Here is a 12,480-nt window from a genome sequence, read left to right as displayed (position 1 = left end):
CCGGAGTCACTCCCGAGTTCCGAACCGACCGGGATCTCCTAAGAACCAGGACGCCTCGCGAGGCAGGCCCAGCCCATTTCGATGAGTCGCTGCGGACTAGACGACTCCTACCGTCTACTCCGCAGCGCAGCGTCTGCCCGGAGTCACTCCCGAGTTCCGAACCGACCGGGATCTCCTAAGAACCAGGACGCCTCGCGAGGCAGGCCCAGCCCGAATCGATGGCTTGCTGCGGACTAGACGACGCCTACCGTCTACTCCGCAGCGAGGCATCGAGACGGGGGCCAGGAAAGGGGCCACAGCACACAGAAGGCACGCAAAAGCGGGCGATACCTCCCCAGGTATCGCCCGCCTCGTTGGCTCTGTTGCGCAGAGTCCGCACTCCTTGGATGCAGGAAGATCCTAGGGGCGCTGCCGGCCGAACACCGGGAGTGCCCGCAGCCAACGGGAGAACCCGCCGGCTTTGCGGTCACAGTCGGCCGGAATGTAGAAGTCCGGATCTGTTGCACCGAAGGGCAGGTACAGCTCCTGACCGGGCGCCGGGAATTCCACGACGTTGTTCGTATCCTTCGAGTCCATCTGTTCCTCCTCTTTCTCATGCATGCAGTTTCCGCTCTTCGGAAATCTTTTATTGTTATGTGGAAAGTGTAGGCAGTCAGGAAACAACGCGTCAAGACCCCCGCCAACGCCAAGTGAGTTGCCCCGGTCACATTTGGATGATTCATAACGATCCTCCGGAACCCGTATACACAAGCCGAAATCATGCGCTACTCTCGAATGAGTTCGTGGCGCAGGTCACGTAACCTGAGAGCAGCAGGCAGGGTCGTAATGAGCTGGCATCCATGGATGCTGGCTCTTTTTTGTTGGGTCGGCTCCACCAGAAACGCGGTGGAAACACGCGCTTAATTTCATTGATGGAACGTAGGTTCCACCTCACAGAAGTTGGGATATGACCATGAGCAACAACATCGTCCTCGGCGAAAACCAGTACGGCAAAGCAGAAGTCCGCGTCGTCAAAGTCACTCGGGATACGGACCGCCACCACATCGAAGACCTGAACGTCACCTCGCAGCTGCGCGGCGATTTCCAGGCCGCACACCTCGAAGGCGACAACGGCCACGTCGTCGCCACCGACACCCAGAAGAACACCGTCTACGCGTTCGCTCGTGAAGGCATCGGCTCCCCCGAGTCCTTCCTGCTGCGCCTTGCAGACCACTTCACCGGCGGATTCGACTGGGTTACCGGCGGACGCTGGGAAGCCGAGGCCTACAGCTGGGATCGCATTCAGGCCCACAGCGAGGGACACGACCACAGCTTCGTCCGCAACGGACAAGAGGTGCGTACCGCCGTCGTCGTCCGTGATGGCGCAACCACGCACCTTATTTCCGGCCTCAAGGACCTGACCGTCCTGAAGACCACGCAGTCCGGCTTTGTCGGCTACCCGCGCGACAAGTACACCACCCTGCCCGAAACCACCGACCGCATCCTGGCTACCGATGTATCCGCCCGCTGGCGCTACAACACCAACTTGGACTTCGCCGGAACGGACTTCAACAAGAGCTACGAGGACATCAAGGCACTCCTGCTGGAAGGCTTCACCGAGAACTACTCCCACGCCCTGCAGCAGACGCTGTTCGACATGGGCAAGAAGGTCCTGGAAGCACACAGCGAAGTAGACGAGATCAAGTTCTCCATGCCCAACAAGCACCACTTCCTGGTTGACCTGAGCCCGTTCGGCCTGGACAACCCCAACGAGGTCTTCTTCTCGGCTGACCGCCCGTACGGCCTCATCGAAGCTACGGTCCAGCGCGAGAACATCGCTGCTGCACCCGTTGCGTGGAGCGGCATCGCCGGCTTCTGCTAGGCCCTCACGTACACCGCAGCAAAAACGCATTAGAAACCCGCACCATCCAAGGGTTTGTGTGCAGGTCCCGCCAACGGCGCCCCGTAAAGGCCGGATCTGCACACAAACCCAACCCCAAACCACAGATTTTGTTAGCCAGACACAGTTAGCCAGACGAAGACGTCTGCCATGAACCCAGAAAGTCTGCCATGAACATCAAAAAGAAGTCCCGCCCTGCGAATACCACCTCTTCGCGGAAGCATCAGCCGGAACGGCCCGAGGACAAGCGCCTCTCCATCGGAAGCACCTTTGCCTACGGCTTCCAGCACGTCCTCACCATGTACGGCGGAATCATTGCCCCGCCGTTGATCATTGGTGCGGCTGCCGGAATGAACTCCCAGGACATCGGCCTCCTCATCGCCGCTTGCTTGTTCGTTGGCGGCCTGGCCACCATCCTGCAGACCGTGGGCATCCCGTGGTTCGGTTCGCAACTGCCGTTGGTCCAAGGCGTCTCCTTCGCCGGTGTTTCCACCATGGTGGCGATCGTCCAAGGCGGTGGCGGGATCCAGGCGGTGTTCGGCTCGGTCATTGTGGCCTCGCTGATTGGCTTGGCGATCACTCCCCTGTTCTCCAAGATCATCAAGTTCTTCCCGCCAGTGGTCACGGGCACAGTGATCACCACCATCGGCCTGACGCTGATGCCGGTGGCCGCAAACTGGGCCATGGGCGGCAACGCCAAGGCTGATAACTACGGCAGCATGGCCAACATCGGCCTCGCAGCAGCAACCATGGGTGTCGTCCTTCTCCTGAGCAAGGTTGGCAACGCCGCCATCTCCCGTCTCTCCATCCTGCTGGCCATGGTCATCGGCACCATCATCGCGCTGGTTGCCGGCATGGCCGACTTCTCCAAGGTTGGCCAGGGCGACATCGTCGCGTTCCCCACCCCCTTCGCCTTCGGCGCTCCGACCTTCGAAATCGCCGCCATCATCTCCATGCTCATCGTCATCCTGGTGACCCTGACGGAAACCTCGGCGGACATCATCGCAGTGGGCGAAATCGTGGACACCAAGGTTGACTCCCGCCGCATCGGCGACGGCCTCCGCGCAGACATGCTCTCCAGCGCCATCTCCCCGCTGTTCAACTCCTTCACGCAGAGCGCCTTCGCCCAGAACGTGGGACTGGTGGCCATCACGGGCATCAAGAGCCGCTTCGTTGTCAGCGCCGGCGGTCTCATCCTGGTCATCCTCGGCCTCCTGCCGATCCTGGGCAGGGTTGTCGCTGCGGTTCCCACGCCCGTCCTGGGCGGCGCCGGCGTGGTGCTCTTCGGTACGGTGGCGGCCAGCGGTATCCGTACCCTGGCCAAGGTCGAGTACAAAAACAACATGAACCTGATCATCGTGGCTGCTTCGATCGGCTTCGGCATGATCCCCATCGCCGCCCCGAAGTTCTACGATCAGTTCCCCACCTGGTTCGCCACGATCTTCCACTCCGGCATCAGCTCGGCAGCCGTCATGGCCATCCTGCTTAACATCCTGTTCAACCACTTCAAGGCCGGCAACTCGGACAACCAGTCGGTGTTCGTCGCCGGCACTGACCGGATTGTCAGCGAAGAGGACATCAAGTGCCTGAGCGAAGGCGACCGCTTCGAAAACGGCAAGCTGATCGACGCCGACGGCAAGGAAGTCCCGCTCAAGACCTCCAGCGCGTCGGAGCACTAGCACCCTTCCGCAGATAACGGGCGGCAGTGTTTCCTTGGGGGACACTGCCGCCTTTTGTCGCCTCGCGCGGAAAGCGGACAGGCAAAGAACGTACGACGCCGGCACGCACCTAAGTGGGCGGGTCGCTGGTGCGCCGCACCGTAGGATCAGCCCATGACCGAACAGGCTCCCTGCTTCCACTCATTGGCCTTCCGCGAGATCCCGGCGCCGGACTACGCGGACGTTTGCCTGGCTGTCCTTCCAGAAGGTGCCACCACGGACCCCACGAAATGGGCGGAGCGGCTGTTCTCCGTGGATTCCATGCCCCGCTGGGTTTCCGGCGCCATGGGTTTGCGTCAGGCTTTGGTCCCTCTGATCGGCGTTCCCAAGGCCCCGCAGGACACGTTCAAGATCAGCGAGCTGTCCGGCGAAGAAGCCCTGATCTTTGTCCGGGACAAGCACTTGGACTTCGCGGCCGCCGTCGGCGTTGATCCGGTGGGCCGACTGATCAGGGTGACTACCGCCGTCGTACTTAAGGGGTGGAGGGGGAAGCTGTACTTCAGCGTCGTGCGCCCGGTGCACCCGATCGTGGTGAACTCCATGCTGAAGAAAGCCACCCGCTCGAAACCCGCGCCGAGCTGACAGATAATGCCCATGTTTTTGGAAAACATGGGCATTAAGTGCCACCTCAGCGGGAGGCGGGTGAAGAAGTTAGTTCTGGTTCAGCTCCGCGGAGATCGCCCTGGCTGCTTCACGGAGCATGGGCACGGCGCGGTCTGCGAAGCTCTGGTCCACGCGGGTGATGGGGCCGGAGACGGAGATCGCGGTGGGGGTGGGCGCATTGGGAACGGCCATGGCGAAACAGCGGACGCCGAGCTCCTGCTCTTCCTCGTCAATGGAGTATCCACGCTCACGGATCAACGCCAGGTCAGCGAGCAAGGAGTCGATGTCGCCGATGCTCTTGGCCGTGGGAGTGGGCATGCCGGTGCGGGCCACGATGCCGCGGACCACGTCGTCGTCCAGCTGGGCGAGGATGGCTTTGCCCACGCCGGTATCGTGCGTGTGGGCGCGGCGGCCAACTTCGGTGAACATGCGCATGGAGTGCATGGACGGGACCTGGGCCACGTAGATGACCATGTCGGAATCCAGGACGGCCATGTTGGAGGTTTCACCGAGCCGTTCCACCAGGGTCTTGAGCTGCGGACGTGCCACGGCGCCGAGCTGCTTGCTGGCACCTTCGCCGAGCCGGATGAGTCGCGGGCCCAGGGCATAGCGGCGGTTGGGCAGCTGGCGGATGTAGCCCAAGGACACCAGCGTGCGGAGCAGGCGGTGGATGGTGGGCAGGGGGAGGTCAGTGGACGACGAAAGTTCGCTCAGCGTGACGTCGCCGCCCGCGTCCGTGATCAGTTCCAGCAGTTCAAAGACGCGCTCAACGGACTGCACGCCTCCGGAGGCTTTTTCAGCCATTCCCTTGTCTCCAATGACTCAAATTCCGACAACTCTTATCCGCATCGTGAAAAGAATTGCTTAGAACACCCAACATACAGCACAGCGCGAACCTGCGCGACGACACCGAACATGACCAAGCAAGGGGTTGTGTTTCCACTTTGTAGATAATAATATCCATAATACGAAAACATTCAGTTTGGAACGGCGGCCCGGGAACGGGCCTTACAGGAGGAATTTCAATGGCGAATCCGAGCCCCGGAAACTCGATCACCCTGCGCGTCGCCGCACCGTCGAGCTTCACCGCTACCAGCGAACTGGCAGCAGCCGTCGGCGCAGCCGGTGCAGCAATCACCGCGCTGGACGTCACGGAATCCCACCACGAGACGATCGTTGTTGACGTCACCTGCAACACCACCGACGACGACCACGCAGCCCGCGTGAAGGACGCCCTGAACGCCCTCGACGGCGTCACCGTCCAGCACGTCTCGGACCGCACCTTCCTCATGCACCTCGGTGGCAAGCTGGAGGTCGTCCCCAAGGTAGCCCTGCGCAACCGTGACGACCTTTCACGCGCCTACACTCCCGGCGTCGCCCGTGTTTGCATGGCCATCGCAGAGGACCCGGCTGCAGCCCGCAACCTGACGGTCAAGCGCAACACCATCGCCGTTCTCACCGACGGTTCGGCCGTCCTGGGCCTGGGCAACATCGGTCCCGCCGCTGCCCTTCCCGTGATGGAAGGCAAGGCCGCGCTCTTCAAGCAGTTCGCCAACGTTGATGCCTGGCCGGTCTGCCTGGACACCCAGGACACCGAAGAAATCATCATGATCGCCAAGGCCATGGCCCCGGTTTACGGTGGCATCAACCTCGAAGACATCGCCGCACCGCGCTGCTTCGAAATCGAGAACCGGCTCCGCGAAGAACTGGACATCCCTGTCTTCCACGATGACCAGCACGGCACCGCGATCGTTACGCTCGCTGCCTTGGTCAACGCCCTCCGTGTGGTGGACAAGAAGCTCTCCGAGGTCAAGATTGTGGTTTCGGGCGTCGGCGCTGCCGGCTCGGCCATCATCCAGCTCCTCAAGGCCCAGGGCGCGCAGCACATCGTCGCCGCCGGCCGCTCAGGCGCTATCCACTCCGGCGAAGAATACGGCGACGAGCACCGCAGCTGGATCGCCGCGAACACCAACGAAGAAGGCTTCTCCGGAACCCTCCACGACGCCCTCAAGGGAGCGGACGTCTTCATCGGCGTCAGCGCCCCGCACGTGATCGGCGAAGAGCAGGTTGCCTCCATGGCCGAGGATGCAATCGTCTTCGCCATGGCAAACCCGACGCCGGAAATTGACCCCGTTGTTGCGTCCAAGCACGCAGCCGTGGTTGCCACGGGACGCAGCGATTTCCCGAACCAGATCAACAACGTGCTGGCCTTCCCGGGCTTCTTCCGGGGCCTGCTGGACGCCGGGGCATCGGACATTACGCCGAACATGCTGGTGGCCGCCGCCGAGGCAATTGCCAACCGGGTGGCTGACGATGAGCTCAACGCGAGTTACATTATCCCCAGCGTCTTCGATTCCCATGTTGCCGCCGATGTAGCGACCGCCGTAGCCAATGCTGCGCACGCCAACGCCGCCAGCGCACTCTAGAAAAGGACACCGCCCAATGGCTATCACAGTCACTGATCCCCGGCCGATCGATCGCGCCGAGGAAATCCTCACCCCCAAGGCACTGGCCTTCATCGAGGAACTGCACAAGCGCTTCGCCGGCACCCGCAATGAGCTCTTGGAAGCACGCGGCGTCAAGCGCCAGAAGGTTGCGGACACCAGTCGCCTGGACTTCCTCCCGGAGACCCAGGAAATCCGCGACGGCGACTGGAAAGTTGCCGAGGCACCGGCAGCATTGCAGGACCGCCGCGTCGAGATGACCGGCCCGGCAACCCCGGCCAAGATGGCCATCAATGCCTTGAACTCCGGCGCCAAAGTATGGCTCGCCGACCTCGAGGACGCCAGCACTCCTACGTGGCCCAACGTCATCGACGCCATCCTGAACCTCCGCGACGCCGCCCAGGGAACCCTGAGCTTCACTTCGTCCGAGGGCAAGGAATACCGCCTCCGCACCGACGCTCCCCTGGCTGTTGTGGTGGCCCGCCCCCGCGGCTGGCACATGGAAGAACGCCACCTGCTGATCGACGGCGAACCCACCGTGGGTGCGCTGGTGGACTTCGGCCTGCACTTCTTCCACATCGCCAAGCAGCTCCTCCTCAACGGCCAGGGCCCGTACTACTACCTGCCCAAGATGGAAAGCCACCTGGAGGCGCGCCTCTGGAACGAAGTCTTCGTGTTCGCACAGGACTTCCTCGGCGTCCCTCAGGGCAGCGTCCGCGCCACCGTGCTCATCGAGACCATCCCGGCAGCGTTCGAGATGGACGAGATCCTCTTCGAACTGCGCGATCACGCCTCGGGCTTGAACGCCGGCCGCTGGGATTACCTCTTCAGCATCATCAAGTACTTCCGTGATGCCGGCGAGGAGTTCGTCCTCCCGGACCGCGCCACCGTGGCCATGACGGCTCCGTTCATGCGCGCCTACACCGAACTCCTGGTCAAGACCTGCCACAAGCGCGGCGCCTTCGCCATGGGTGGCATGGCCGCCGTCATCCCCAACCGCAAGCAGCCCGACGTCACCGCCGCAGCCTTCGACAAGGTCCGCGCCGACAAGACCCGCGAAGCAAACGATGGCTTCGATGGCTCGTGGGTTGCCCACCCGGACTTGGTCTCCACCTGCCGCGAAGTCTTCGACTCCGTGCTGGGCGACCGTCCCAACCAGCTGGACAAGCAGCGCCCCGAGGTGAGCGTCACGGCTGAGCAGCTCATCGACGTCGCGTCCGCCGAAGGCCACGTCACCGAGGCAGGCCTGCGCCTGAACCTGTACGTCGCCGTCGCCTACACGGGTGTCTGGATCTCCGGCAGCGGTGCCGTTGCCATCCACAACCTCATGGAAGACGCAGCGACAGCGGAAATCTCCCGCTCGCAGGTGTGGCAGCAGATCCGCAACAAGTCCGTCCTCGCGGACACGGGCAACACCGTGACCCGCGAACTCGTCAGCCGCATCCTGGGCGAAGAAACCGAGCGCCTGCGCATCGAGTTCGGCGACGAGAACTTCAAGGCGTACTACGAGCCCGCATCCAAGCTGATCGAGGACATCTGTTTGTCCGACGATTACACAGACTTCCTCACCACTCCCGCGTACGAGCTGGTGGGCTGAGATGGGCTCATTCTCTTCCTCTGATCTGGCCCACATCGAGTCGCAGCTTGAGGCGACGGACCAGCTGCTGGACCGCAACTACCCCGGTGACGACGGCTCACGCCAGCCCATCCAAACCGTCTACATCCCGGCCGACCGCTTCACGCCTTCCCTTGCGGCAGAGTGGGGCGCCCAGGCGCTGGCGACGGCGGAAGCCCACGGTGGCCTCGAAAAACTGGGTCAGCTGTTGGGCCAGGAGTCCCACTTGGCTGCCGCTGTTGCAGAGCGTGTGGCGGCGAAGCTTTCTGCTGAGCCGATCGAAGACCTCCGTCTGGACTTCGAAGACGGCTACGGCGACCGCGGCGATGAGGCAGAAGACGCCGACGCCGTTGCTGCCGCCACCGCTGTTGCTGCAGCAGTTGCTGCCGGAACAGCTCCGCCGTTCATCGGTATCCGCTTCAAGTGCTTCGAAGCTCCCACCCGGGCACGCGGCCTGAAGACCCTGGACCTGTTCGTCTCCACCTTGGCTGCCGCAGGCGAACTGCCTGCCGGACTGATCCTCACCCTGCCCAAGGTCACCACGGTGGCCCAGGTGCAGGCCATGGACTTCGCGGTGTCCCGCCTTGAGGAAGTCCACGGGCTTCCCGCCGGACGTCTTCGTTTTGAGGTGCAGGTGGAAACGCCGCAGCTCATCATCGGTGCTGACGGAACCTCGCCGGTGGCCCAGCTCCCCCACGTCGTTCCGGGCCGTATCAGCGCCCTGCACTATGGGACCTATGACTACAGCGCCTCGCTGGGTATCTCCGCGGAATACCAGTCCATGGAGCACCCGGTGGCCGACTTCGCCAAGGAAGTCATGCAGCTCGCTGTCGCCGGCACGGGCATCCGCCTGTCCGACGGTTCCACCAACATCATCCCCGTGGGCGATGGTGTGGAGGACGCTTGGAAGTTGCACGGCCGCTTGGTTCGCCGCTCCCTGGAAAACGGCTACTACCAGGGGTGGGATCTGCACGCCGCCCAACTGCCCAGCCGTTTCTCGGCGTCGTACGCTTTCTACCGCGAAGGCCTTCCCGCAGCGGCACTGCGCCTCCGCAACTATGTTGAGCGCACCGAAGGCGGCGTCATGGACGAGCCCGCCACCGCCCGCGCGCTGGCTGGCTTTGTCCTCCGCGGCGTCCAGTGTGGCGCAGTGGCGACCGAGGAGGTCAAGGCGCTTGCCGGCGTCGAACTTTCACAGCTGACCGCACTGGCGCACCCGCGGCTCGCACAACCAACTTTGCACTGATAGGAGCATTTCGCATGGGCAAGTACTACTACCCGCAGGGCGGCCTGCCGCCGCAGACGCAACTGACCACCGAACGGGCCATCGTCACCGAGGCCTACACGGTGATCCCCAAGGGCGTCATGACGGACATCGTCACCAGCAACCTGCCGGGCTTCTCCAACACGCGGTCGTGGATCATCGCTCGGCCGATCTCCGGTTTCGCCACCACGTTCTCCCAGCTGATCGTCGAGATCGCACCGGGCGGCGGGGCTCCCAAGGCGGAGTTCGAGGCCGGCGTTGAAGGCGTCATCTTCGTCACCAAGGGCCAGGTCAACCTGACCCTCGACGGCGAGCTGCACCACCTCGAAGAGGGCGGCTACGCCTACCTTGCCGCCGGTTCAGACTGGGGCTTGGAGAACGTCTCCGACGACATCGTCTCCTTTCACTGGATCCGCAAGGCGTACGAGCGCCTCGAAGGTTTCGAAGCCAAGTCCTTCGTCACCAACGAGAAGGACGTGGAGCCCACCTCCATGCCGGACACCGACGACGTTTGGAAGACCACGCGCTTCACGGACTCCAGCGACCTCGCCCACGACATGCAGGTCAACATCGTCACCTTCCAGCCCGGCGGTGTGATCCCCTTCCCGGAGACCCACGTCATGGAGCACGGCCTGTACGTGCTTGAGGGCAAGGCCATGTACTTGCTCAACAACGACTGGGTTGAGGTGGAGGCCGGCGACTTCATGTGGCTGCGCGCGTTCTGCCCGCAGGCTTGCTACGCCGGTGGTCCGGGCGAGTTCCGTTACCTGCTGTACAAGGACATGAACCGCCAGGTGAAGCTCACCTAGTCTTTACCCTTGCGCCGAGATCGCCGGAAAGCTGCCAGTTCGCTGGAGCCTTCCGGCGATTTCGTCGTTTTCCGGCGAACTCAGCGGTCTGGGTGGCCTCCGCGGCGGCCGATTCTGAGCCCGGCCCAGAAGGCGAGGAGCAGCAAGCCAAGGCCCGCGATGGTCAGCCCGAGTTGCGTTTCCTTGCTGACGAATGAGCCGTTGCCCCCCACGAACACCTCATTGCTCAGCGGCGCATAGGCGAACCAGCCGACATTCGTCTCCAGGTTGCTCCACGCCACGATGACCCCGGCGACCACCGCGATCAGTCCCAGTAGAGGCACGACGACGGCAGCCGGTTTGCGGGCAGGCTGCGGCGTATTCTGTCCCCCGGATGTGTACTGTCCCCCGGATGTGTACTGTTCCCCGGTTGTGTTGTGTTCCCCCATGCGGCCGAGTCTAGCCTGCGCGTCCGCCCAACTGAGTCGCAGTTCAGGCCGTTTTGAGCTCACTAAACGCGCTTAACTGCGACTCAGTTGGGTTTCGGTTTGCCGGGGCCGCCGGCGATTCGGTACGACTCCTGCAGCAGTTCGTCGAGCTCGTCCGTGTCGATTCGCTCGAGCCGGATCAGCATGAGTTGCGGAGACTGTTCGTGATGCGGGGTCCAGAAAAAGGTATCCGGATTCATGGCTGCGAGCGCTTCGCGTTCATCGGTTTTGACGGTGCCCACTCCTTCTTCCCAGATGCGGGCCATGAGGGTCTTGGCGAACCATGCGGGCTGTCCCCAGCTGGGACGCTCACTCACCCCGGGCAATCCAAGGCAGATGCGGCGGACATCGTCTTCTGTGGCCATGGTTCACTGTGGCACTGGTGCTGCGCAATGGACAAGACATGCCGGGCAACCCGCCGCTACGCTTGGCCCATGTTGACTATCGGCAGCACTGTCTTGGGCGTCAATGACATGGCCCGCGCCACCCGGTTCTGGCATGAAGCCCTGGGCTACGTCCCACGGGAGCCGGGCGATGACACGTGGGTGATCCTGGTACCCGAGTCCGGCTCCGGTCCTCAGCTGGCCCTCATGCTGAGCGAAACACCCGTCCAGGAGCATCCCCGCACACATCTGGATCTCTACGCGGAGGACCAGGCAGCCGAGGTGGAGCGGCGCATCGGGCTCGGCGCCCAGCGAGTTGACTGGGACCTGTATCCCGAGGATCCGGATTTCGTGGTCCTCGCGGACCCTGACGGCAACCGCTTCTGTGTGATCGACAAGAGTCCGCGGTAGCACCGCCGTCGCATCATCGAAGCCATTTAACGCGGGTCCAAATGGGAACACCTCGGGTCCATTCGAAGACGGAATACGGAGTGACGCGTCCAGGTAGCGTGCCGAAACGAATTCGCCGGAGGCCTGCCAGATCGCCGGACCTCTCCAGCGAGCCCGCACCGCTCCGGCGAAGTCACGGGTCCCCGGGTCGCATCTGGAGGTGGAGTCCCAATTCCGTCAGTCCCCCTCTGTAGAGTGCTCCCCATGGATGACAAAGCGATGTTGCTCGGCTATTTGCGGCTCCGGAGGGCGGACCTGCTCGGCAAGGTGGAGAACCTCAGCGAGTACGATGCCAGGCGGCCCTTGACCCCCACCGGCACCAACCTGTTGGGCTTGGTGAAGCACGTGGCCAGCGTGGAGCTGGACTATTTCGGGGTGACGTTCGGGCGCCCCAGCGGCAGGGAGATGCCGTGGCTGGCGGAGGACGCAGAACCGGATTCCGATATGTGGGTCCCTGTAACTGAGAGCCGGGAAGAGATCCTGGAACTGCACCACTTTTCCGCGAAGCACAGCGACGAAACCATTGAGTCCCTCCCATTGGATGCTCCGGGGGTTGTGCCGTGGTGGTCGGAGGAAAAGAAGCACGTCACGCTTCACCAGATCCTGGTCCACATGTGCGTGGAAACCGCCAGGCACGCGGGACACGCAGACATCATTCGCGAGCTCATCGACGGCTCCGCGGGGCAGAGGCCCGGGGATCCCAACATCCCCAGCCGCAACTCCGAGGAATGGGCAGCCCACCGCTACCGCATCGAGGAAGCAGCCAGGGAAGCCGACCGTCGCCACTTCTGAACCTTCACAGCCCACGCATAAGGTGGGCAAACCTCCTGCGTAGCCTTGCTCCGTAG

General features: G+C 63.1%; 13 protein-coding genes. 9 read left to right on the top strand and 4 right to left on the bottom strand.

Features of this window, described 5'->3' with window-relative positions; all coding sequences use genetic code 11:
* Positions 1 to 399: 399 nt before the first annotated feature.
* Positions 400 to 576: a hypothetical protein gene (locus RQH14_RS22070; RefSeq protein ID WP_014922716.1), complete on the bottom strand. Its 177-nt coding sequence runs from the start codon at positions 574 to 576 to the stop codon at positions 400 to 402.
* A gap of 370 nt (positions 577 to 946) precedes the next feature.
* Between RQH14_RS22070 and pucL the strand changes: the two genes are divergently transcribed.
* The 3 genes from pucL (at position 947) to RQH14_RS22055 (ending at position 4,179) form a co-directional block, all read left to right on the top strand.
* Positions 947 to 1,861 carry a factor-independent urate hydroxylase gene (gene pucL / locus RQH14_RS22065; RefSeq protein WP_311215252.1) on the top strand — a complete coding sequence of 305 codons (915 nt, stop codon included), beginning with the start codon at positions 947 to 949 and terminating at the stop codon, positions 1,859 to 1,861.
* Positions 1,862 to 2,049: 188 nt separating this feature from the next.
* Complete coding sequence (locus tag RQH14_RS22060; RefSeq protein ID WP_311215251.1) at positions 2,050 to 3,558, top strand: nucleobase:cation symporter-2 family protein; 1,509 nt, start codon at positions 2,050 to 2,052, stop codon at positions 3,556 to 3,558.
* Between the two features lie 153 nt (positions 3,559 to 3,711).
* Positions 3,712 to 4,179: a DUF2867 domain-containing protein gene (locus RQH14_RS22055; RefSeq protein ID WP_311215250.1), complete on the top strand. Its 468-nt coding sequence runs from the start codon at positions 3,712 to 3,714 to the stop codon at positions 4,177 to 4,179.
* Positions 4,180 to 4,248: 69 nt separating this feature from the next.
* Here the strand turns inward: RQH14_RS22055 and RQH14_RS22050 are convergent, their stop codons facing one another.
* The gene (locus RQH14_RS22050) at positions 4,249 to 5,004 is read right to left on the bottom strand and encodes an IclR family transcriptional regulator (protein WP_311215249.1); all 756 of its coding nucleotides are present in this window, start codon (positions 5,002 to 5,004) and stop codon (positions 4,249 to 4,251) included.
* A 221-nt stretch (positions 5,005 to 5,225) separates the two neighbouring features.
* Here RQH14_RS22050 and RQH14_RS22045 point away from each other — a divergent pair, with 221 nt between their 5' ends.
* From RQH14_RS22045 to RQH14_RS22030, 4 genes are read left to right on the top strand one after another with little or no spacing between them, the layout of a single operon-like run.
* A complete protein-coding gene (locus RQH14_RS22045; RefSeq protein WP_311215248.1) occupies positions 5,226 to 6,626 on the top strand; it encodes an NAD-dependent malic enzyme in 1,401 nt (466 codons plus the stop codon).
* Positions 6,627 to 6,642: 16 nt separating this feature from the next.
* Positions 6,643 to 8,241, top strand: a complete 1,599-nt coding sequence (aceB, locus tag RQH14_RS22040; RefSeq protein WP_311215247.1) for a malate synthase A — start codon at positions 6,643 to 6,645, stop codon at positions 8,239 to 8,241.
* Position 8,242: 1 nt separating this feature from the next.
* Positions 8,243 to 9,505 carry a DUF6986 family protein gene (locus tag RQH14_RS22035; protein WP_311215246.1) on the top strand — a complete coding sequence of 421 codons (1,263 nt, stop codon included), beginning with the start codon at positions 8,243 to 8,245 and terminating at the stop codon, positions 9,503 to 9,505.
* 14 nt (positions 9,506 to 9,519) lie between these two features.
* Positions 9,520 to 10,332 (top strand): bifunctional allantoicase/(S)-ureidoglycine aminohydrolase, encoded by an 813-nt coding sequence (locus RQH14_RS22030; RefSeq protein WP_311215245.1) that lies wholly within the window; start codon positions 9,520 to 9,522, stop codon positions 10,330 to 10,332.
* Between the two features lie 80 nt (positions 10,333 to 10,412).
* Here the strand turns inward: RQH14_RS22030 and RQH14_RS22025 are convergent, their stop codons facing one another.
* Together RQH14_RS22025 and RQH14_RS22020 are read right to left on the bottom strand one after the other, a co-directional pair.
* On the bottom strand, positions 10,413 to 10,760 hold the full coding sequence (locus RQH14_RS22025; protein WP_311215244.1) for a hypothetical protein: 348 nt from the start codon (positions 10,758 to 10,760) through the stop codon (positions 10,413 to 10,415).
* 83 nt (positions 10,761 to 10,843) lie between these two features.
* Positions 10,844 to 11,164, bottom strand: a complete 321-nt coding sequence (locus RQH14_RS22020; protein WP_311215243.1) for an MmcQ/YjbR family DNA-binding protein — start codon at positions 11,162 to 11,164, stop codon at positions 10,844 to 10,846.
* Positions 11,165 to 11,233: 69 nt separating this feature from the next.
* Between RQH14_RS22020 and RQH14_RS22015 the strand changes: the two genes are divergently transcribed.
* Both RQH14_RS22015 and RQH14_RS22010 read left to right on the top strand, forming a co-directional pair.
* Complete coding sequence (locus tag RQH14_RS22015) at positions 11,234 to 11,593, top strand: VOC family protein (protein ID WP_311215242.1); 360 nt, start codon at positions 11,234 to 11,236, stop codon at positions 11,591 to 11,593.
* A gap of 243 nt (positions 11,594 to 11,836) precedes the next feature.
* A complete protein-coding gene (locus RQH14_RS22010; protein ID WP_311215241.1) occupies positions 11,837 to 12,424 on the top strand; it encodes a DinB family protein in 588 nt (195 codons plus the stop codon).
* The last annotated feature ends 56 nt before the right edge of the window (positions 12,425 to 12,480 follow it).

Source organism: Arthrobacter sp. WCS2018Hpa-7 (genome assembly GCF_031843805.1).
In the GTDB taxonomy this organism is placed as follows: domain Bacteria; phylum Actinomycetota; class Actinomycetes; order Actinomycetales; family Micrococcaceae; genus Arthrobacter.
The sequence above is the reverse complement of the archived record's forward strand: the minus strand, read 5'-3'. Positions and strand labels throughout refer to the sequence as shown.

Excerpts from the sequence above, each read along its gene's own strand:
- RQH14_RS22070 (WP_014922716.1), bottom strand. The coding sequence starts at position 576 with ATGGACTCGAAGGATACGAACAACGTCGTGGAATTCCCGGCGCCCGGT.
- pucL (WP_311215252.1), top strand. The coding sequence starts at position 947 with ATGACCATGAGCAACAACATCGTCCTCGGCGAAAACCAGTACGGCAAA.
- RQH14_RS22060 (WP_311215251.1), top strand. The coding sequence starts at position 2,050 with ATGAACATCAAAAAGAAGTCCCGCCCTGCGAATACCACCTCTTCGCGG.
- RQH14_RS22055 (WP_311215250.1), top strand. The coding sequence starts at position 3,712 with ATGACCGAACAGGCTCCCTGCTTCCACTCATTGGCCTTCCGCGAGATC.
- RQH14_RS22050 (WP_311215249.1), bottom strand. The coding sequence starts at position 5,004 with ATGGCTGAAAAAGCCTCCGGAGGCGTGCAGTCCGTTGAGCGCGTCTTT.
- RQH14_RS22045 (WP_311215248.1), top strand. The coding sequence starts at position 5,226 with ATGGCGAATCCGAGCCCCGGAAACTCGATCACCCTGCGCGTCGCCGCA.
- aceB (WP_311215247.1), top strand. The coding sequence starts at position 6,643 with ATGGCTATCACAGTCACTGATCCCCGGCCGATCGATCGCGCCGAGGAA.
- RQH14_RS22035 (WP_311215246.1), top strand. The coding sequence starts at position 8,243 with ATGGGCTCATTCTCTTCCTCTGATCTGGCCCACATCGAGTCGCAGCTT.
- RQH14_RS22030 (WP_311215245.1), top strand. The coding sequence starts at position 9,520 with ATGGGCAAGTACTACTACCCGCAGGGCGGCCTGCCGCCGCAGACGCAA.
- RQH14_RS22025 (WP_311215244.1), bottom strand. The coding sequence starts at position 10,760 with ATGGGGGAACACAACACAACCGGGGAACAGTACACATCCGGGGGACAG.
- RQH14_RS22020 (WP_311215243.1), bottom strand. The coding sequence starts at position 11,164 with ATGGCCACAGAAGACGATGTCCGCCGCATCTGCCTTGGATTGCCCGGG.
- RQH14_RS22015 (WP_311215242.1), top strand. The coding sequence starts at position 11,234 with ATGTTGACTATCGGCAGCACTGTCTTGGGCGTCAATGACATGGCCCGC.
- RQH14_RS22010 (WP_311215241.1), top strand. The coding sequence starts at position 11,837 with ATGGATGACAAAGCGATGTTGCTCGGCTATTTGCGGCTCCGGAGGGCG.